This window comes from Aliarcobacter butzleri (genome assembly GCF_900187115.1).
Lineage (GTDB): Bacteria > Campylobacterota > Campylobacteria > Campylobacterales > Arcobacteraceae > Aliarcobacter > Aliarcobacter butzleri.
Window position 1 is genome coordinate 1,414,084 of the sequence record NZ_LT906455.1, and the last position, 20,009, is coordinate 1,434,092.

18 protein-coding genes are annotated in these 20,009 nt (G+C 25.6%); 2 read left to right on the plus strand and 16 right to left on the minus strand.

Annotation, left to right across the window (positions count from 1 at the left end; translation table 11 throughout):
- Positions 1 to 11 precede the first annotated feature (11 nt).
- Positions 12 to 791 carry a hypothetical protein gene (locus CKV87_RS07070; RefSeq protein ID WP_012013073.1) on the minus strand — a complete coding sequence of 260 codons (780 nt, stop codon included), beginning with the start codon at positions 789 to 791 and terminating at the stop codon, positions 12 to 14.
- A 106-nt stretch (positions 792 to 897) separates the two neighbouring features.
- Positions 898 to 1,602 carry a DUF481 domain-containing protein gene (locus CKV87_RS07075; protein ID WP_012013074.1) on the minus strand — a complete coding sequence of 235 codons (705 nt, stop codon included), beginning with the start codon at positions 1,600 to 1,602 and terminating at the stop codon, positions 898 to 900.
- 136 nt (positions 1,603 to 1,738) lie between these two features.
- Here CKV87_RS07075 and CKV87_RS07080 point away from each other — a divergent pair, with 136 nt between their 5' ends.
- The gene (locus CKV87_RS07080) at positions 1,739 to 2,041 is read left to right on the plus strand and encodes a DUF3817 domain-containing protein (RefSeq protein WP_012013075.1); all 303 of its coding nucleotides are present in this window, start codon (positions 1,739 to 1,741) and stop codon (positions 2,039 to 2,041) included.
- A gap of 28 nt (positions 2,042 to 2,069) precedes the next feature.
- On the opposite strand, the gene CKV87_RS07085 is transcribed toward CKV87_RS07080, so the two are convergent.
- Both CKV87_RS07085 and thiI read right to left on the minus strand, forming a co-directional pair.
- Positions 2,070 to 3,977: a hypothetical protein gene (locus CKV87_RS07085; protein ID WP_012013076.1), complete on the minus strand. Its 1,908-nt coding sequence runs from the start codon at positions 3,975 to 3,977 to the stop codon at positions 2,070 to 2,072.
- An 84-nt stretch (positions 3,978 to 4,061) separates the two neighbouring features.
- Entirely contained in the window at positions 4,062 to 5,528 is a 1,467-nt protein-coding gene (gene thiI / locus CKV87_RS07090; protein WP_012013077.1) for a tRNA uracil 4-sulfurtransferase ThiI, read from the minus strand.
- Positions 5,529 to 5,615: 87 nt separating this feature from the next.
- Here thiI and CKV87_RS07095 point away from each other — a divergent pair, with 87 nt between their 5' ends.
- Entirely contained in the window at positions 5,616 to 5,873 is a 258-nt protein-coding gene (locus tag CKV87_RS07095) for a hypothetical protein (RefSeq protein ID WP_004509651.1), read from the plus strand.
- Positions 5,874 to 5,882: 9 nt separating this feature from the next.
- Here CKV87_RS07095 and CKV87_RS07100 read toward each other — a convergent pair whose 3' ends face one another.
- The 12 genes from CKV87_RS07100 to CKV87_RS07155 form a co-directional block, all read right to left on the minus strand.
- Positions 5,883 to 6,365 (minus strand): hypothetical protein, encoded by a 483-nt coding sequence (locus CKV87_RS07100; protein ID WP_012013078.1) that lies wholly within the window; start codon positions 6,363 to 6,365, stop codon positions 5,883 to 5,885.
- Between the two features lie 25 nt (positions 6,366 to 6,390).
- Positions 6,391 to 7,650, minus strand: a complete 1,260-nt coding sequence (locus CKV87_RS07105; protein ID WP_012013079.1) for a putative Na+/H+ antiporter — start codon at positions 7,648 to 7,650, stop codon at positions 6,391 to 6,393.
- A gap of 389 nt (positions 7,651 to 8,039) precedes the next feature.
- Positions 8,040 to 10,286: a carbamoyltransferase HypF gene (gene hypF / locus CKV87_RS07110; RefSeq protein WP_041644946.1), complete on the minus strand. Its 2,247-nt coding sequence runs from the start codon at positions 10,284 to 10,286 to the stop codon at positions 8,040 to 8,042.
- 33 nt (positions 10,287 to 10,319) lie between these two features.
- Positions 10,320 to 11,939, minus strand: coding sequence for a hypothetical protein (locus CKV87_RS07115; protein WP_012013081.1), 1,620 nt, complete (start codon positions 11,937 to 11,939; stop codon positions 10,320 to 10,322).
- Entirely contained in the window at positions 11,923 to 12,483 is a 561-nt protein-coding gene (locus CKV87_RS07120; RefSeq protein ID WP_041645077.1) for a HyaD/HybD family hydrogenase maturation endopeptidase, read from the minus strand. The genes CKV87_RS07115 and CKV87_RS07120 overlap by 17 nt, the downstream gene beginning before the upstream one ends.
- A complete protein-coding gene (cybH, locus tag CKV87_RS07125; RefSeq protein WP_012013083.1) occupies positions 12,483 to 13,148 on the minus strand; it encodes a Ni/Fe-hydrogenase, b-type cytochrome subunit in 666 nt (221 codons plus the stop codon). The genes CKV87_RS07120 and cybH overlap by 1 nt, the downstream gene beginning before the upstream one ends.
- 21 nt (positions 13,149 to 13,169) lie before the next feature.
- Positions 13,170 to 14,900: a nickel-dependent hydrogenase large subunit gene (locus CKV87_RS07130; protein WP_012013084.1), complete on the minus strand. Its 1,731-nt coding sequence runs from the start codon at positions 14,898 to 14,900 to the stop codon at positions 13,170 to 13,172.
- Positions 14,890 to 16,041: a hydrogenase small subunit gene (locus tag CKV87_RS07135; protein ID WP_371317643.1), complete on the minus strand. Its 1,152-nt coding sequence runs from the start codon at positions 16,039 to 16,041 to the stop codon at positions 14,890 to 14,892. Before CKV87_RS07135 ends, CKV87_RS07130 begins: the two co-directional genes overlap by 11 nt.
- 264 nt (positions 16,042 to 16,305) lie before the next feature.
- Positions 16,306 to 17,265, minus strand: a complete 960-nt coding sequence (locus CKV87_RS07140) for a FecR family protein (protein WP_012013085.1) — start codon at positions 17,263 to 17,265, stop codon at positions 16,306 to 16,308.
- Positions 17,266 to 17,267: 2 nt separating this feature from the next.
- On the minus strand, positions 17,268 to 17,744 hold the full coding sequence (locus tag CKV87_RS07145; protein WP_012013086.1) for an RNA polymerase sigma factor: 477 nt from the start codon (positions 17,742 to 17,744) through the stop codon (positions 17,268 to 17,270).
- 99 nt (positions 17,745 to 17,843) lie between these two features.
- The gene (locus CKV87_RS07150; RefSeq protein ID WP_041644948.1) at positions 17,844 to 19,376 is read right to left on the minus strand and encodes a Kae1-like domain-containing protein; all 1,533 of its coding nucleotides are present in this window, start codon (positions 19,374 to 19,376) and stop codon (positions 17,844 to 17,846) included.
- The gene (locus CKV87_RS07155; RefSeq protein ID WP_004509663.1) at positions 19,360 to 19,950 is read right to left on the minus strand and encodes a HyaD/HybD family hydrogenase maturation endopeptidase; all 591 of its coding nucleotides are present in this window, start codon (positions 19,948 to 19,950) and stop codon (positions 19,360 to 19,362) included. Before CKV87_RS07155 ends, CKV87_RS07150 begins: the two co-directional genes overlap by 17 nt.
- Positions 19,951 to 20,009 lie beyond the last annotated feature (59 nt).

The window sequence follows — 20,009 nt, forward strand, 5'->3', positions numbered from 1 at the left end:
ATTAAAATCTACTACTCTATTTCATTTTCTAAAGATTTTTTATCATTTTCCTCTTTTATATAAGAATATGTAACTGATAAACAACTAATAGTCAATACTGTAATAAAAACATTTAAGAATACATATAACAATTCAAAATGAGGAGATACAACTCCTGAAAGAAACTTAATGATTAGTCCATAAACAAATGCAATTAAAACTGATATTATAATAGGAAATATAACAACCATAAATAAAGATAAAAATTTATAGTTTTTTGTCATATTTAAAGCTTCAGAAAAACCCATTTTTTCATTTATTGCAATAGCTGGAAAAACCATAGAAAATCTACTTGCTAGTAAAGATACAACTATGAAAGCTAAAATAGCAGCCAAAATCATAGCAATATTTCTATCAACAAAAAGCATAAACAACATCATTCCAAAAGCAGAAATCAAAAAAGCAACTAACAGCGTTAAAATAAAAAATAGTAATATTTTAAGAAAAAAATTCAGCTCTGTACTTGAAGGAAGAATACTTCTAAGCAAAGGAATATTGTCTTTTATCAATATAATTCTATGAACAGACACAGCTATAACAATGTTTATATAAAAAGATATAACAACTATAACTCCAAATATATGTTGAATATTTTTATCTAAAACTGGTTTTCCATCTTGAATAACCATTATATTAGGAAAAAACAAATTTATACCAAGTAAAAACAATATAGGAATAAACAAAGCTTTAAATAAAGCCTTTTTATTTTCAATCAATGCTTTTAAAGACTCATTCATCAATCTACCATACATAAAACAATCCTTTTTTAATTTTAAATAAATAGATTATAACTTTTTTGCGTCACAATTAGCGTCACAGTTTTATATTTTAAATAAAATTAATTATAATTCTTAGGATTTAAAAATCTATAATCAATGAAGTTAAAAACTTTCTATCAGTATTTTCTTTTTCTGTTTGATTTACATAATCTATTCTATAACTAATTCCTAAAGAGATATTTTCTATCATTTTTAGATTTAGACTAGATTCACTCGTAAAGAAGTATTTTTCACTATCTTCTGAAGATATTAAGAAGCTTAACATTTGTTTGAACTGCATATTGTCATTTATTCTATATCTATAATTTGTCTCTGTTCTTGGAGCGACATATTCATCTTTTTTCCCATTTTCATACTTATCAAAAGCATAATCCAATCCAGCTTGAATATCTAAAGTTTGAATATCATCATTTATAAATTTGTATCCAAATCCAGGACCTATATTTAATCTATAATCATAATCTGATAATTCATCATTTATATAATTTATTCCCATATAAGAATAGAGTTTTTCATTTATCATATGATTATAATCAACTTCAATATCATATTTATTTGCTGATGTTTCATCATTATCTTTACTATATAAAACTGTTGCTTTTGCTTTTAGTTCTTCACCTTCAGCAAGTTTTGTAAGAGTTTCAAGTTTTGCTGAAAAAGTACTTGTATTCGTATTTCCACTTGTATCGACATAAGATAATTCTAAATGTTTAGTAAAATCTAAAGAGTAAGAAAATGTAGTTATAGTAGATATAATAAAAATTTTATTTATAATTTTATTCATATATTTAATCCTTAATTATTTTGCAATTTGATTCATTATTTATAAATAAACCACCAAAAATTGTACAAAAAAACTCTTATATTAACCTTTTATAAACCAAACTGGAATATACTTCAAGTTCAAAAAAGGAGTATTTATGAACAATATAAATTTTGACAGATTTAAAACTATCTCGTTTATTGAAGGATTATCATTTTTAATTTTATTATTTATTGCAATGCCATTAAAATATTTTGTAGGATTGCCAATAGCTGTTAAGATAGTAGGAATGGCTCATGGTGTTTTATTTATTCTATTTTGTATTTTTTTATATAAAGCGATGAAAGAGAATAACTGGAAAATAGGAACTGGAATTTTACTTTTTATATATTCTGTGATTCCTTTTGGATTTATTCCAATCGAAAAAACTATTATGAAAATTCACAATAAAGAGATTTAATATTAAGGTTTTTTAAACCTTAATATTTTTATTTTTTATCAAGTTTTAAATCTAGTAGATAAATATCTGCTATATTTACTGGATAACTTTGTTGGTCAGTTGTGAAACTTTGACTCTCATTTGGAACAATTTCTGAATATTTAGGTGAAGTAGTTTCTACATTTTCATTTAAAGAACCACCTCTTAAATTTATTTCTAAATAACTATAATCTTTTTTAAGTTCTGAAATATCGATATCTAAACTAAACTCTTTTTCTTGTTTTGTATCAGTCCAGTTTTTATCCCAACCTTCAACCATTAAATATTCTGCTTTTACATTTTTACCTAACATTCCACTGTAAATTTCTTGACCACCTTTATAATAATCAATTTTGTCAAAAGATTTTGTATTATGTGCTTTTATTTTTGAAGCATCTTTAAGTTGAGGGAAAGATACCGCTAATCCACCTGCTGTAACATTTTCTAACTTAGTAGTATATTTAAAAGTCACTCTTAAAAGATTTTTATCTATTAGTTCATAAGAACTTACTACTTTCCCATTTTCAGCTAAAACTGAAGTACCTAAAGTGTTTAGTGATGAAAATTCTAAATCTTTTTGGTCTAAGAATTTTTTACTATTAAAGTATAAACCATCATCTTTTAGTTCTATTTCAAATCTTTTTTGGTTATTCTCAATATCTATTGCTTTGAACTCTTCATCTTTTAATAAACTGCTTAAAGACTTAACAGAATCAGCATCTATATCTAAAGTTGCTTTTACAACTTCAAAAATATCTTTTATACTTTTTATTTTATTCACTGAATCAAAATTTTGATTCATTTTAAATGTTGAGTTAACTTTTAAAGTATTAAAATATTTATTTTCATCGATTTTAAAATTGTTTGATGCTCCATTTATAGTCATTTGGAAACCATTTTGTGAAACTGCTTTCATAAAATCATCATATTTTTGTAAGAAATCTTTATCTGATATAGAACTTAACATCTCTTCATATTTTTTATATGGAATTTTATCAAAAGCGATATCTAATGATGTTTTGTTTAATCCAATATTTTTTGAACTGCTTGTAAGATATAGTTTATTATCTTTTACGATATTTAATTCATCAAAAGAGATTTTACTATTTCCAGAAATATTATCTTTATCTTGTAAAGATTGAGAATCTAAAATTAGATTTTTGATACTAACAACATTTGTATAATCCATAAATTCTAAGTTTTCAATATCTAGTTTAGAACTTTTTTTCTCTTTTTGACTGCTATAATCAAAAGCTAAATTATCTATTAATAAACTTCCTTTTGTATAACTATCATCATAAACATCTGCTATTTTAAATAAAGCAACTTTAATATTGTTTTGTGTTCCATGAACTCCTCTTATAGTAATAAAAGAGTCATTTGGAATAGTGATGTTTATATCATCTAATTTGAAATTTTTATTTTCATCTATATTTAAATGAATCTTTTTATTTTCTAAAAGAGGTTTTAACCAGTTAGTTTGTGGAGCATAAGAGTATGTTTGCTCTAATTTGTACATAGTTCTTTGAGATAGATTTGTTAAGTATAAATCTAAATCAAGTTTTGAAGATATATTATTCATAACAAAGTTATAATCAAAAGTAATACCTTCAAAAACTCTATCTTTTGTAGCTCTATCAAGTAAGTTATATTGTTTTTCTAAAGATTTTTTTGTATCTTCATCTTCAATTTTACTAAATAAATAAGAAGCAACTTTATCAGGATAGATAATTTCTATTTTACCTTTTCCTATCGTTTGATAATGGTCAAAAGAGTGTTCGTGACTTACAAGAAATCCATTTTTATTTAACTCTTCTACTTTTGATTGAATTTTACTATTTACAGTAGATCTCAATCCTAAACATATAGCACCAATAACTATTATTACAATAGCTAGTCCTAAAAATATTTTTTTCATTTTACTTTTCCTTTACTATTTTTTAAATTGTCTTAAATAAACTATACAGTTGTTCATTATATCTACATCTATTTGAAAATCCTTTTAGGGTCTATAAACTTTTATATTTGTATACCCTTCACTATCTCTTAAATATTGTGCGTGAAGTTGGCTCATAATTCCTTTATCACAGTAAAATAGATATGTTTTATCTTGAGGAAGTTTTTTAAACTCTTTTTTCAAATCATAAAAAGGAATTTTTATAGTTTCAACAGAAGTTTTTACACAATCAGGTGTTTGTCTAATATCAATAACAGTATATTCTGCATTACTCAAATCAGAAATTATTTCCATTTGCCCTATTTCACCTACATTTTCATCTATTTCATCAACATTTACAAAAGATGCTTTTTTAACTGCTTCATCTAAAATAGAATAATCAAAACCTCGTGCTTCTTTTTCCATTCTTTCATAACTTCCGTGAGTTACTGGATTTTTTGAAATTACTCCACAATATTCTGGCATTGCTTCAGCAAATCTTCTTGTACCTATTTTTTGTGCAATTTCTATAATATCAGGTTTACTCATCATAGAAAGTGGTCTTAAAACTAATTTATTTGTACATTGGTCAATCAAAGCAAGATTTCTTAATGTTTGACTAGAAACTTGTGCAACACTCTCTCCTGTTACTAAAGCATCTATTCCTAAACTATCAGCTATTTTTTCACTAGCAAGTAACATAAGTCTTTTTAGCATAACACCCATATAAGGCTGACTTACATCTTTAAAAATTTGAGAAACAACATCTTCAAAAGGAACACTTATAAATGAAACTCTATGAGAACTTCCAAATTTATTCCATAAATAATATGCAACTTGTTTTACACCTATTTCATGTGCTAATCCACCAAGATTAAAGAAAATAAAGTGAGTTTTTATTCCTCTTTTCATAGTTAAATATGAAGCAACTGTTGAGTCAAATCCACCAGACATCAAAGATATAACACTTCCTTGAGTTCCTATTGGAAATCCACCTAGTCCCATATATTTTTTTGTAATAATATTTAACTGTGCATGTTCAAGTTCAATATTTATAGTAACTTCAGCATTTTTTAGTGTTACACCTTTAGTATCTTTACTATTCATAGCTAACATATATCCACCAACAGTTTTTTCAATATCAGTTGATTTGAACTCTTGGGCACCTGTTCTTTTAGCTCTTACGACAAAAGTTTTATCTTTTATCTCATGGCTCATCATCTCATTTACTTTTACTTTAATATCATCAAGTGTATGCATATTATCAAACTGTAAAGCTTCTAAAACTTGTTCAATTCCAGGAGTTTCAAGAAGTTTAGCTCTTACACTATCAACTACTTCAACTGGGCAAACAACTTCGATTTTATCGAAGAATCTTTTTATCTTAATTTCAGGTGATATTTTTGATAAGATTGATACAAGATTGTTATAAACTTGTGCGATCATTTGTCTTTTTGCTGTTTGACCTTTTATCATTATTTCTGTGAAATATTTGATTATAAATTTTTGTGTTTTGATTTGAGAATTATTCATTATTTTTTAAAACCCTATATTTTTTTAAGTCGCGATTATATCATTTTTTGACATAATATATCTTTTATTAAATTCAAAGGTAAAAAGATGGAAATAGATACTTTAGAAGATTTAGCAAAAGAGTTAAAATCTGGCAAAACAACAAATGCTATGAAACTTTTTGAAGATTATGCTAAAGCTAATAATATGGACGAAGAAGAATTAGAACAGATACTTTCTAAAAAACATGACTGTTTCAAATGTGAAAGCTGTGAGAGTTTTTATTGTTATGATGAATATTCATTTTTTGATGAAGAGTGTATCTATTGTTGTGATACAGAAGCAGAAGATGAAGAGGAGTATTAATACTCCTTCTTAAAAATTAGCTTCCAAATCCTCTTTTATAATCTCTTCATCAATTTTTCTTGCTTTTATATTTAAATCTTTTGCTTCACCAGAACAAGTAATATTTATACGACCATTTTCATTTTTAAATAAAACTTCACCTGCACCTTGAATTATAAAACCATTAAACAATCTATTTGCAACTCTTTTAAAACTAAATTTCGTAGGAAAAATAACAAACCTTGATGAAGTTAAAATATATCTTGCATGATTTGTACAAGAGTGTAATAAACTATCTCTTATAAGTTCATTTTTTTTACCATTTACTAAATCACAATAAAGACTCTCTTCTATTAAGTTTATTTTGTCTTTATCTATTTTTATATAACCAAACTCTTTTGGTTTTACTCTTATGTTATAAAATTTTTTAAATGCCTCTACATGATTGAAAGCATTTGAGAAAACAATAAGACTCTTATTTGTTCTTGCATATTTTGCTAAATTAGATGCCATATAAATTTTTTCCTTTTAAATAATCTTACAAAAATAAAAAACATAAAGCTGAAATTATTGTAGGAACTAACGCTCCTAAAAATAAATACCAAGGATCTATTGTACTATCTTCAAAATGACTTTTCAAAATAGTAACTCCAGCTGGATTTGGTGCATTTGCAATAACAGTTAATCCTCCACCACAAACAGCACCAGCAACTAAAGCATATTTGAACTCATCAGTTAATCCTTCAACTAAAGAACCTAAATATGTAATTGCTGCATTATCTGTAACAGAACCAACCGTAATTGCAGCGAAAAATGCTTGTAAATCACTCATTTTCATAATTAAATCTTGAAGCCACCACTGCTGTTGTCCTCCTAAGATAACTAATCCTCCTAAGAAAAATGCAACTAACAATCCTTCTCTTAACATCAATCTATCTTGATATTGTTGATAAGCATGAGTAATTCCTAAAAAAAGTAAAAATATACTCATAAATATAGCTGGATAGTGTCCAAAGAAAACAACTAAAAATAAAAATAAATAGTGAGTCAAGATAATACCAAAAGGGATATTTTCTCTATCTGAAACTGTTGTTCTAATTTTGATATTTATTAACTCTTTATAAAAAATAAGAATCATTAAATTTGTACTTATAAAAATAGCAATCATTGATTTCCAACCAAAAGTTGTAAACATAAAAGTTGTACTCCAATCCCAAGTTCCTGCAACCATTAAAATTGGAGGTGCTGCAAAGTTAGTTAATGTTCCACCTATTGAAACATTTACAAATAAAGTACCCAACGTTGCATATCTAAATTTTTTACTTATCTCTTGAGAGAATAATTTATCTGATAAAATAAGAGCAGCTAAAGTCATCGAAGCTGGTTCTGTTATAATTGAACCTAAAATTGGAACAAAAAACATAACAACAAAATAAAATCCAGTAGCACCTTTAGTTGGAATAATAGTAGATAGTTTTTTTACAAATAAAACTACTGTTTGTAAAATAGGTCTTGTCGCAGCTATTATCATAATAACAAAAACAAACATTGCTTCAATATAACTTCTTGAATTCATATAATCAACAGTTGCTTGTTTTCCTGATAATATAAACATAAATAGAATTAAAATTAAAGCCCAAGCACCAAAAACAACTTCAATTTCACCCAATAAATGAAAAAGCCCAGAATGTTTTGTACTTCTATGAGCAAGATGCTCAAAATATTTTACAGAAAAGATATGGATAATTGCTAAAGCAAAAATAACTGCAGCAATTATTTGTAAAGTAGTAGGAGGCATTGCGAATCCTTTTTATTAAATTTTATTTTGTAAACATTTACATATTTAAGATTGAGATATTTAAAAAAACATATGTGAGTGTTTTTTCATTTTACATTATAAAAACTTAATTTTTAAAAAATATCCATCTTTTTTATTTTATTTGTATAAATATAATGATATATAATTTTATACAAAATATATAATCATAATATGAAAATTTTGATTAGTATTTTGATATAAAATTTAGAAAAAATTATTTTTTGAATAAATGTCTATTTTATAGCAATTTATAAATATTTTTATAACATTATTTATAAGTCTTATATTATATTAATAGATATATTTTGTATAATAAATATTCTTTATATAAAGTTGATATTTTTTAGGATTATTGTAAATTTTGTAATTTATTGATATTGATAATAAAGTTGCCCAATACTAATACCCTCATCATTAGTTGGAACATCAATATTGAAATAGAAAACTCTACCCTGCTCTTTGAATTTTTTTATCAAAAGTTCGAGTAAAGTTTTATTTTGAAAAACTCCACCACTAAAAACAACTGGTAAATTTTTATCTTTATTTGAGATTTCAATGATGATATTTACTAAAGTATTTATGAACTTTGAAGAGATGACTTTTTTATCTTTATCTTCGATAATTTGGCTTATCATAGGAGTTATATCTATATTTTCATCTAATATTTTATATTCATAGTTATCTTTTATAGAATTATCATAATTTTCTTCTATTAAAAGCCCTGTTTCTCCCTCAAAAGTTTGAGTATGTAAAATGTTTGCAAATGAAGAAATAGCATCAAATAAACGTCCAATAGAGCTACAAAATGGTGCATTTAGGCCTTTTTGCCACATTGTATATAAAGTCTTTATCTCTTCTTTACTAAAAGCTTTTACTACAAAACTATCTAAAGCTAGGATTTCATCTAAAGTAAAAATATCAAATAATAAGCTTAAAGCAACTCTTTTGGGCTCTTTTATAGCCATTTCACCACCTAAAAGCCTAAAATATTTTATATGATTTATTCGTTTATACTCTTTTCTTGAAGCAATAAAAACTTCTCCACCCCAGATATTTCCATCATCTCCATATCCAGTTCCATCAAAAGCAAAACCTAAAACTTCATCTTCTAAGCCATTTTCAGCCATCACAGAAAGAATATGAGCATAATGGTGTTGAACTTGAATAAGCTTTATATTTGGGTTATCTTGAAGCAATTTAAAAGCATATTTTGTACTTTCATATTTTGGATGAAGATCACAAACAACAGTATCAGGAACAAAATCATAAAAGTTTTTAAAACTATTTATAGTTCTATTAAAATATTCCATAGAAGAAATAGAGTTTAAATCACCAATATAAGGTGATAAAATAAAATTATTTTTAAAGCCTAAAGCTATTGTTGATTTTTGATTTGCACCAAGACAAAGAACTTTATTTTTTAAATCTTTTTCTATTTTTATATGTGTAGGAGCATATCCTCTAGCATTTCTTAGTTTGATTTTATAATTTTCTACATTTTGTATAATACTATCATCACTTGAGTTTACAATATCTCTATTATAATCTAGTACAAAATCTACAATATTTCCCAATTTTCCGATGATTTCATCTTTTGACCTTATAATTGGCTCATCTTTTAAATTTGCACTTGTTGCTACGATAGGATTTTGTAGATATTTAAACAATAGATGATGAATTCCGCAATTTGCTATAAAACAACCTAATTTTGAGATATTTGGTGCAATATATGAAGATAGATTTGTATTAGGTCTTTTCTTTACTAAAACTATTGGTTTCTCTTTTGAAGTTAGTATCTCTTCTTCTTGATAATTCATATTTGTATATTGTTTAATACTATTTATATTATTAAACATAACTGCAAAAGGTTTATTTGGTCTATTTTTAATCTCTCTTAATTTATTAACAACTTTATCATTTGTTGCATCACAAACTATATGAAATCCACCAATACCTTTTACTGCAATTACATATCCATCTTTGATTAAATTAGCTGTTTGTTCTATTGCTTTTATATTGTAAGATAATATACTATTATTTATATTATACAAAGTCATATTTGGACCACAATCTTCGCAAGCAACAGGTTGTGCATGATATCTTCTATTTAAAGGATTTTTATATTCATCTTCACATTTTTTACATAATTTGAACTCATTCATAGAAGTATTTGCTCTATCATAAGGAACTGTTTTAATAATTGAGTATCTTGGGCCACAATTTGTACAATTTGTTAAACTATAATTGTATCTAAAGTTACCAATATCATTTACATCTTTGATACAATCATCACAAATTGCTATATCAGGAGAGATAATAGTTGTTTTATCTTTTGAGCTTGAACTTTGAATAATTTCAAAGTTTTTATACTCTTTTATTTGGTTATTTTTTTCGATTTTTATGTTAGTGATTTTTGCTAGAACTGGAGGATTTGATTTGATTTCATTTATAAAATTTTCTATATTTTCTTGTGTAGAATAAGCTTCTATTTCTACTCCATTTTCATCATTTTTAACCCAACCTTTTATATCATATTTGATAGCTAGATTATAAATAAATGGACGAAAACCAACACCTTGAACAATTCCAAAAATAGATATTTTTTTGTTTATCATCACTCTTCTTTTTATATAAGTTTAAAACTATATCTATTTTTGGATGACAAACTCTTTATTGTAATAGATTTTGAAGTTTTTTGTTATGCTTTTTTCAACAAGCTGATTAAACCTAATATTTGCAAACATATCTCCACATAAACTAACTCCTTCTAGTTCATAGGTATTGTGCAAAATATCAATCTCATTTGCTATAAAATGAGCAAAACTTTCTATAAATCCTAAACTAATAGTCTCTTCATCAACACCAGCAAGTTTAAAACTCATAGCAGTTTTTATAAGTGGTAAATAGTCAAATTTTCTATTAAATACTTTTTTATTATCAAAAATTTTATAGTCAATTCTAGGTCCTTTTTCAAGTAAGGAATTTGAAGCATTTAAAACTATATCTTCTTTAAAATTTAACACTATTTTTGCTATTTGCCAATAAGTAAAAAATGACTTTTTTGAAAAATCTATTTTTGTATTTAATGCAATTTCATAATCATCTTTGAATTTTTCTTGATAATTTTTTAGAAGTTTTTCTCCATTTGTATCTTTTTTTATACTTTCAAAAACTTCTTTTATTGAAGTTGGAAGATATAAATCTTCTAAAATATCAACTAAACCATTTTTAGAATAATAAGAGATTTTATCATCGTTTAAAGAGCTAATATAGAAGTTAATAATAGATTTATCAAAGAGTTCATTTTCAGCTAAAACAGTCATAAATTGAGCTTTATCTTTTTGTTTAAACTTACTAAAAACAGTATCTAGTTTTTTTGGATAAGAAATCGAATTTAAAATCAGTTTTTTATTATCAAAACATACTACTTTTGGAATATCTAAAAAGATATTATTAGAACTTTTTATATCTAAAAAGTAATCAAATTTAACATTTTCATCTTCAATATTTAAAAAATCAATTTTTAATTTTTTAAGCTCTATTGATAAAAGATGTAAAGTCAAATCATTTGCAAATCGCAAATCTATTTTTTCTTTTTTGATACTATGTTTTAGTTTATAAATCTCATTTATTTTAAACTCAATTTGTGGCTTTTCTATACTTGCAAGTGCTACAATAGATGTTGCATTTTCTACAATCAAAGTATTGATATTTTCTAAATTTGTAACTAATAACTCTTTATGATTTTCTATATCTTTGATTTTAGAAAAAACAAAAGTTCCACTTAAAGTTTTTATTTTCAGTTTTTTATCTTCATTTATAAGTTGGCTTAACTTCTCAAAAAGTTTTTTATGTAATTTTATCTCTTCATTTTCAAAAATAAAAGTTGCATTCTCAAAACTTTTACAAACTTCACAAGATTTAAAGGCATTATAAAAATCTAAACTATTTTCATCTTCAACTTCTTTTAGACAAGTTGGACAAAAAGATATCATCTTATCATCACAAATAGAAGTTGAATCTTCTTTTGGTAAGTTTTCAATTACATCAACTTCAACACCATAATAAAAAATTGACATAGGAACATAAAAAGATAGTTTAGAAGAAAACTCTTCTAAAGTCTTTTCATCTGCTTGTATAAATAAAAAAACAAAATCAAGTTCTTGATATATTTTATAACTACAATCAAACTGCTTTGAAGCAAAATCCAAAAATTTTACTAAAGTTTTATCACTTGATTTGTAGGTAAATTTAAACTTTAGGACCATTTTTTATATCTCTTTTAAATGAAACCAAAGCTATCTCTTTTATATCAACTTCTTTTATCTGATTTACTGTAATTTGATGTTTTGTAAGATAATCAACAACAACCATCTGCATAGTTTTTGAAGCTTGTATAATTTCACTGCTTAACTCAAAAGTAGTATCATCTGCAACTCTTTTAGGAATTACTCCTAAAATATGTGTTGTAGGCAAATCTTTGTTCATATCAATCATATTTAGTGTTTGAAGCATCTCAACTTCGTGAGCACTTCCTTGCCAGTTTATATTTGAAGGAACTTTTTTAAAATCAAAGAAAAAAACATCACCTGCTTTTGAATTTATTGCATCAATACAATCAATAATCAAAACTTCATCATACTTTATGATTTCAGGAATTAATCTTTGAGCTAAAGTTCCACCATCAACTAAACTTACACTATTTTCTTGTGATATAAACTCATACTTTTCATCTAAATAGTGAATAAAATGTGCACCTATTCCTTCATCTTGGAATAGGATATTTCCTATTCCTAAAATTAAAATATTCATTATTTGTGGTCTTCCCATTTATATCCAGAGATAATAGAATCCATATCTCCTTTTTTTCCATAAACTGAGTTGAAAACAACCAAATAGATATGAATAGGCAAAAATATTATGAAAATCCACATACAAATATGATGAATTTCTCTAACCATAGCTAATCCACCCATTAAAACTTCAATTGGTCTTAAAATACCATATAAAAATCCACCTATTCCTTCATGATAAACATGAATATGTAAAATCAACCCTGTTAAAGAAATAAGTATCAAAGATATATAAATTCCAGAATATGCCATAAATTGTAGTGGATTATAAACACCTTTTAAATGAGTATGTTCACCTATTAAAATATAATACTTTATCTGTTTTATCCACATTTTTGGCGAGATAAAATCAAAAAAAGATATCCTCTCTTTTTTACTTTGTCTATCAAAAAAGAATAAATACATTTTTCCAAAAGTTACACAAATCAATAAAAATCCAAAAATTATGTGCCAACTTCTCATCAAAGCATTTAAAAAGTTTGTTGGCTCACCTCCATTTAATGATGGAGATATAAATGGATATGCCAAATAAAAACCTGTAAAAGTTAAAACTGTAATAGCAAGCATTCTAAGCCAGTGAGTAATCCTCAACCATAAAGAGTATTCATAATGTTTTTTTATCATAATTGTATGCTCCAATTTATATTAGCAAGAAAAACCATATAATGGATCCACTTTGTATGTTCCTAAGTCATTACCTTTTTTATCCATAACATGAACAGCACAGGCAATACAAGGGTCAAAACTATGAATAATTCTAATAATTTCAAGAGGTTGAGAAATATCTTGCACTTTTAAACCAACTAGATTTGCTTCATAAGGTCCCATTTGTCCTGTTGCATCTATTGGTCCTGCATTCCAAGTTGAAGGAACAACAGCTTGATAGTTTTCAACAACTCCATTTTTTATTCTAATCCAGTGAGATAACATTCCTCTTGGAACATCTCCTATGAATCTTCCTTTATACTCTTTATCTTTATCAATATTATAAGAAGTAAAAGTTGTTTCATCTACTTTTAGATTTTCAATTAAAGTATTAAAAGCTTCTAATCCATGTTTAGCAACAGCTTTTACTTGTAACATTCTAGCTGCTGTTCTTCCTAAAGTAGTAAATAATGCACTTTTTGGTAAACCAGTTTTTTGTAAAAACTCATCTACTATTGGAACTATTTTTTTATTTCCTTTTGCATAAGATATTAAAATACATGCAAGTGGTCCAACTTCCATAGCTTTTCCATCATATCTTGGAGATTTAATCCAAGTATATTTCCCTTTTTCATCTACAACTTTAGAATGAACTACTTCGTTATTCATTCCAATAGTATCCATATCTCTTAACCCTGTATATAAAGGATTTGTTTTACCATCATAAGGATGAAGTGCTTCATTATTTTGATACCAAGAGTGAGTTGCTTCTTCTGTTATCAAATTTTCATTTATATCGTAAACTTTTGATAAATCTCCATCAAAAATAATTCCAGAATCAAATAAAAATTCCGTTTTATTTAATCTCATCTCTTGATGAGCCATAAAATTCATAACTCCAGCTGGTCTTGTAACAGATAACTCATCTTTAAATACACTTGCTGCCATTATGATATCTGCTTGATAAGCATTTTCTATAAACTCTGCACTAACTTTAAATAAAGTTAAATATTCTCCCATTCTTGAAGGATCTAATAAATCCATAACACAAGTTACTCCACCAACTGTTAAACTTTGTGGATGTGGTTGTTTTCCTCCAAAAATAGCCATAAGTTTTGCTAAATCTCTTTGAACTTCTAAAGCTTTTAAATAGTGACTTAATAAAATTAAGTTTTGTTCAGAACTTAATCTATAAGTTTTATGTCCCCAATAAGCATTTGCAAACGGTCCTAATTGTCCTTTTTCTACAAACTCTTTAACTCTTGTTTTTACTTTTTTTAAGTCATTTTCTCCAGTTGCTATTGGGAAATCACTATATTTAAATGCCTCTTTTGAAGCTTTTTGTTCATCTGCATCAAGAGCAGATACAACATCAACCCAATCAAGACCATGTAAATGGTAAAAATGTACTATATGGTCATGCATAAACAAAGCCATATTCATCAAACTTCTTGTAAGTTTTGCATTTATTGGTGGAACTATTCCTAAAGCATCTTCAACTGCTTCAATTCCTGCTCTATAATGAGAAAATGTACAAACACCACAAATTCTTTGCATTAAAAACCCAGCATCTCTTGGGTCTCTATTTTTTACTATTGTTTCTAAACCTCTCCATAATGTTGAAGATGAATATGCTTTTTGAATTACATTATTTTCATCTACTTCAACTTCTATTCGCAAGTGCCCTTCAATTCTTGTAATTGGGTCTATTATTACTCTTTTATTCGGCATCATGTTCTCCTTCTTGCGAATCTTTTGGATTTTTAAATTTTGAAATAGCGGCATGTGCTGCAATACCAATTCCTGTAAGAGTTAGTAATCCAACTCCTATTTTATCAGCTGTTGCATCAGCTCCTAAACCTTTGAATACTGTACTATAAAGTCTATTTGCAACTGGTTCTTCAAAAGGTCCCATAGTATCCCAAAAGTTTGGTTCACTACACCCAATACAGCCATGTCCGGCTTGAATAGGCCAAGAAGTATGAGAATTGAATTTATTTTTTGAACAGTTATTAAAAGTATATGGTCCTTTACAACCTACTTTATATAAACAATATCCTTTTTTTGCACCTTCATCTCCAAATTCTTCTACAAACTCACCTGCATCAAAATGCCCTCTTCTTTCACATAAATCGTGGATTCTTAATCCATAAGCCCATTTTGGTCTATTGTAAACATCAAGAGATGGTAAAGTTCCATAAAGAATATAATGAAGTAAAGTTCCAACTATATTTTTTTCACTTGGAGGACAGCCAGGAACATTTATTACTAATTTATCTGTAACTTTTGATAAAGCTTTTGCTCCAGTTGGATTTGGAATTGCTGCTTGAACTCCACCAAAAGAGGAACACGTTCCTATTGCAAATATTGCTAAAGCATTATTTGAAGCATCAATAGCTGATTGTTCTCCTGTTTTCCCATGTCCACCAATAGTTAAAAAAGTAGCATTTTCTCCTGTTGGAATACCACCTTCAACCATTAAAATATATCTTCCCTTATATTTTTCAATAGCTGACTCAAGGTTATGTTCAGCTTGCCAACCAGCTGCTGCCATCAAAGTTTCATGATATTCTAATGAAATATAATCAAAAATTAAAGAATCAATAGTTGGAGCATCTGTTCTAAGTAGTGATTCACTACATCCTGTACACTCTGCCATATGAAGCCAAACAATTGGTAATCTATCACTTAAAGTTGCTGCTTTTGCAACTAAAGGAGTAAATGTTGCAGGAAGTGCTAACATAGCAGTCATAGCTGTAGCCCATTTCATAAAATCTCTTCTTGAGATACCTTTTTCTTCTAAATGTGAAGTTATTGATTTTTCTTCTTTGAATTTTGGTAGTTTTTCTAAATCTAATAGCCTATTGGCCAATCTATCATAAAGTTTTTTATCTTTCAAAACTTATCCTTCAATTTTTATGAATAATCATTCATTTTTTTAGTTTTTGTATTCTATACTCTTTACCTTTAAATTTTCTTATATTTTTTAGCATTATTTGTAATTTAATATAAAAATTATCTTATATTTAATAAAATTATTATTTTTTAATATAAGATATATATACAGCTTATTAAATAAATTATTATTAAAATAAAAAGAAAAATTTATTCTATTTATAATAAGAAAAGATAATACTTATGATTTTTTATAAATATATATGTAATTATCTTTTCTATCGATTTTTAAGGAATAGATTTTTGATAAAGCAAAGAGAAACTTATCAAATTCATCTATTTTAAATGAGCCACTTATCATATATTTTTTGATATTATTATCAATAAAAATATTTATATCTTTGTATTTTCTAAACTCATTTATAGATTTTTCCAAAGAGTAATCTTGGAAAAATAATATTCCATCTTTCCAAGAAGCAATATTTTTTATATCTATATCTTTTAATATTATTTTGTTGTTTTCTTTATCAAAAGATATACATTTACCAGATGTTAGAATAGCCAATTCTTCAAACTTATTATCTTTATTTTCTTCAACTTTTACTTTTCCACTTATAACATCAATAGATATTTTATCTTCTTCATTTTTTACTTCGAAATTTGTACCTAAAACTTCTACTTTTATCATATTAGCATTTACAATAAATGGTTTATTTGGATTCTTTGCTACATCAAAAAGAACTTTCCCACTGATGATATTTACTTCTCTTTTATTTTCAAAATATTTTATATCAACTTTTGTTTTAGCATCTAATATTACTCTTGAACCATCAGGTAAAACTATATTTTTTATCTCTTTATTTGTAGTAAAACTATGTTTTATACCAAAATTCAAATACTCTATTCCAAAAAAACTTACTACTATTACAAAAAGAATTGAAGCTGCAATTTTCAAAAATTGTGTTTTTCTAAAAATTCTTTCTCTTTTTATTCCTTGATGAACCTCTTGTGAAATTTTCTCTTTTGTATCTTTTGATAAAGATAAAAACATTTGTTGAACTCTTTGTACATTTTCATAAGCTTTTTTATGTTCAATGTTTTCATCTATCCAAGAATTAAATTCTATTTCTTGTTCTTTTGTAAAACCATCTTTTTTACATGTAAAAAAATAAGCTGCTTTTTCTTTTATATTTTCTTTCATTTTTAATTCCACTCTTTTTTTTCTACATATTCTGTTAGTTTAGCAGTTGCTGTTATAATATATTTTTGTACTGTATTCAAATTTAGATTCAAAATTTTTGCAATTTGTTTTTTGTCATAACCATCAAAAATATGCAGTACAAAAACTTGTTTCAAATGATGAGGCAAATCATTAAGCGCTTCTAAAAGTAACTCTTCTTTTTTATTTTCTAACAAAATTCCATCTGGTTGATCATCAATCTCACAAAAATATCTATCTTCTTCAAATTCAATAAATTCTTTGATTTTTCCTTTTTTTGAATAATCAAAAGTTAGATTTCTTGCGACTTTATATAAAAATGCTCTTTCATTTTCAATAATTGTCTCTTTTTGTTTTTCTAAAGTTTTAGCGTAAGTTTCTTGTATTATTTCCAAAGCTAATTGTTTATCATTTGTCATTTTTTGAACATAATAAACTAACTCATCATAATATTTAAGCATTTATATTTCTTCTTGTATTTTTGATAAATATTATCAAAACTAGTTTTAATTTTTACTTATTAAACTAGTTTTATAATAATTGAAGTTTTTAAAATATGATTAGTAGTCTAAAGGATATTCTATTGGAAGAATAATATTATAGTTTTTACTCAAAGTTTTAAGTGTTTTTGATAACAAAATAGAATTTGCAAACATATTTCCACATAAAACAATATCTTTTGCTTTTATCTCTTTTGCAATTTCATCTGAATAATTGCAGATAAATTCACTCAAACTCTCATAAAATGAATATGCCAAAGTTTGATTATCAACATTTGCCATTTTATAAGACATCATAGATTGAATTGTTTTTCTATAATCTAAAACATTTAATTTATTAACTTTTATAAGTTTCATATCTATTTGAATACCACTTTTTAAGTTTGTATCAAGAGCTAAATCTTCAAACTCTTTTGCATTATTTAAACCTAAAACTTTTGCACAAATATTTACAATAGATTCAAAACCTTTTGCATTTGTAGGTACAATTGCTGATACAACTTCTGGATATTTTCTAATAAAATTAGTAATCAATCTTGAACAATGTTCATCAATAGTTGAAATTTCATCAAAACAATTTGTAATGCTATTTCGAATATTTGGAATAACAATAACTTCTTTTTGTCCTTTTGTAGGAATATTTAAACTAATCGAACTACTTTTAGTAGTTGAAGAAAAATATACACCAACGCTAGGTTCTAATCTTTTTGCACTTTGAGCTAAAGTTGCTTTGTAAACTCCGCCAAATTCATTAAAATACTCTTTTGAAGAGTTGAATTTTTTTCTTGAAACAAAATCATATTTAGGGAAAAGTCCTTTATTTCCTGAGATGATGATATTTTGTTCTTTATTATATGTAACTTTTAGTCCATCTTGATATACATCATCATTTACATATAAAAGATAATTAAATCCATTTTCTTTTAGTGCTTTTGCAAATAAAACTGTCTCTTTATCATCAGGAATTTTTGCATAAATAAATTTTGTTGAGCTAAACTCTTTATTTGCATTTTTTAAAGGTTTGAATTTTAACTTTATCAATGGTCTTTCAATAGAACATAAAAGCTGAAAATCTCTCATATTTAAATCAAAAAGTTCATCAAGTTTTGTTACATCATTTATTAAAAGTTTTACTTCATAACCTTTATTTTCAAACTCTTCTCTTTTTATTTTATTTGGTAAAAATAACCTTTTTAGACCATTATGAGTTTCAAATCGAGAAACTCCACCATTTTTGATTTTTTCAATATCATTAAAAAAATCTATTTGATTTTCTCTTATGATTTTTACAATTGAATCATTTGTAAGTAAAGTAAGATTTTGTTTGATATTAAAGTTTTCTATCTCTTCTAAAGTTTCATCATAACTATCAACTACATAAGAGTTTGATATAAAAATTGACATTGGAAGCTTTTTTTCTAAAAGTAAAAAAAAATTTTCTATATTTTTTTCTTCATCATTAAAAATGATTAGAATAAAATCTTTATACTGTTTACATGAAGCACTTATTTGTGCTTCATTTATCAAAGTTTCTATTATATATTTAAAATATAAATTTGTAGTGTTGAACTCTATTTTATATATTAATTGCATGCGTGAAATCTTCCTCATTTGGAATTCTATTTAAATGTTCGCCATTATAGCTACCTATTATATTTTTTACAATATCTTTTATAGCTATATTATTGATTTTTTTTGATTTTATTCCTAAAGATTCGATTTCTTTTATAATATTTAAAATATATTCCTCAAATTTTTCTTCCATTTTTTTTGTAAGACCTATTTCTACACTTATTATATCTTCAGGGATTATTCCCATAATTGTAACATTTGCATGAGAGTCTAAAACAGAAACTATTTCCAACATTTCAACTATTTCAACTTCATGAGCTGTTTTTCTATAATTTCCAAGTCCTAAAAGAACTTCACTTGGAAGTCTATAAATACTTCCAGCTGTATCTTCAATCGAAACAGTATCTAAAATAATAACATTATCATACTCTTGAAAATATGCCATTAATTTAAAACCTAAAGTTCCACCATCAATTATTTCTAAATTTTCATCATCAAATTCATAGTTTTGTCTTATATATTCACTAGCATAAATTCCTATACCTTCATCTTTAAAGAGCATATTCCCTACACCAACTATAATATTTTTTTTCATAAACACACCCTTTTAAAAACTTTTTTATAAGTTAAATTAAAAAACTCATAAAGAAGTTT

Bases quoted from the DNA above. Each gene is read 5' to 3' on its own strand.
- CKV87_RS07070 (WP_012013073.1), bottom strand. From the start codon at position 791: ATGTATGGTAGATTGATGAATGAGTCTTTAAAAGCATTGATTGAAAAT.
- CKV87_RS07075 (WP_012013074.1), bottom strand. From the start codon at position 1,602: ATGAATAAAATTATAAATAAAATTTTTATTATATCTACTATAACTACA.
- CKV87_RS07080 (WP_012013075.1), top strand. From the start codon at position 1,739: ATGAACAATATAAATTTTGACAGATTTAAAACTATCTCGTTTATTGAA.
- CKV87_RS07085 (WP_012013076.1), bottom strand. From the start codon at position 3,977: ATGAAAAAAATATTTTTAGGACTAGCTATTGTAATAATAGTTATTGGT.
- thiI (WP_012013077.1), bottom strand. From the start codon at position 5,528: ATGAATAATTCTCAAATCAAAACACAAAAATTTATAATCAAATATTTC.
- CKV87_RS07095 (WP_004509651.1), top strand. From the start codon at position 5,616: ATGGAAATAGATACTTTAGAAGATTTAGCAAAAGAGTTAAAATCTGGC.
- CKV87_RS07100 (WP_012013078.1), bottom strand. From the start codon at position 6,365: ATGGCATCTAATTTAGCAAAATATGCAAGAACAAATAAGAGTCTTATT.
- CKV87_RS07105 (WP_012013079.1), bottom strand. From the start codon at position 7,650: ATGCCTCCTACTACTTTACAAATAATTGCTGCAGTTATTTTTGCTTTA.
- hypF (WP_041644946.1), bottom strand. From the start codon at position 10,286: ATGATAAACAAAAAAATATCTATTTTTGGAATTGTTCAAGGTGTTGGT.
- CKV87_RS07115 (WP_012013081.1), bottom strand. From the start codon at position 11,939: ATGGTCCTAAAGTTTAAATTTACCTACAAATCAAGTGATAAAACTTTA.
- CKV87_RS07120 (WP_041645077.1), bottom strand. From the start codon at position 12,483: ATGAATATTTTAATTTTAGGAATAGGAAATATCCTATTCCAAGATGAA.
- cybH (WP_012013083.1), bottom strand. From the start codon at position 13,148: ATGATAAAAAAACATTATGAATACTCTTTATGGTTGAGGATTACTCAC.
- CKV87_RS07130 (WP_012013084.1), bottom strand. From the start codon at position 14,900: ATGCCGAATAAAAGAGTAATAATAGACCCAATTACAAGAATTGAAGGG.
- CKV87_RS07140 (WP_012013085.1), bottom strand. From the start codon at position 17,265: ATGAAAGAAAATATAAAAGAAAAAGCAGCTTATTTTTTTACATGTAAA.
- CKV87_RS07145 (WP_012013086.1), bottom strand. From the start codon at position 17,744: ATGCTTAAATATTATGATGAGTTAGTTTATTATGTTCAAAAAATGACA.
- CKV87_RS07150 (WP_041644948.1), bottom strand. From the start codon at position 19,376: ATGCAATTAATATATAAAATAGAGTTCAACACTACAAATTTATATTTT.
- CKV87_RS07155 (WP_004509663.1), bottom strand. From the start codon at position 19,950: ATGAAAAAAAATATTATAGTTGGTGTAGGGAATATGCTCTTTAAAGAT.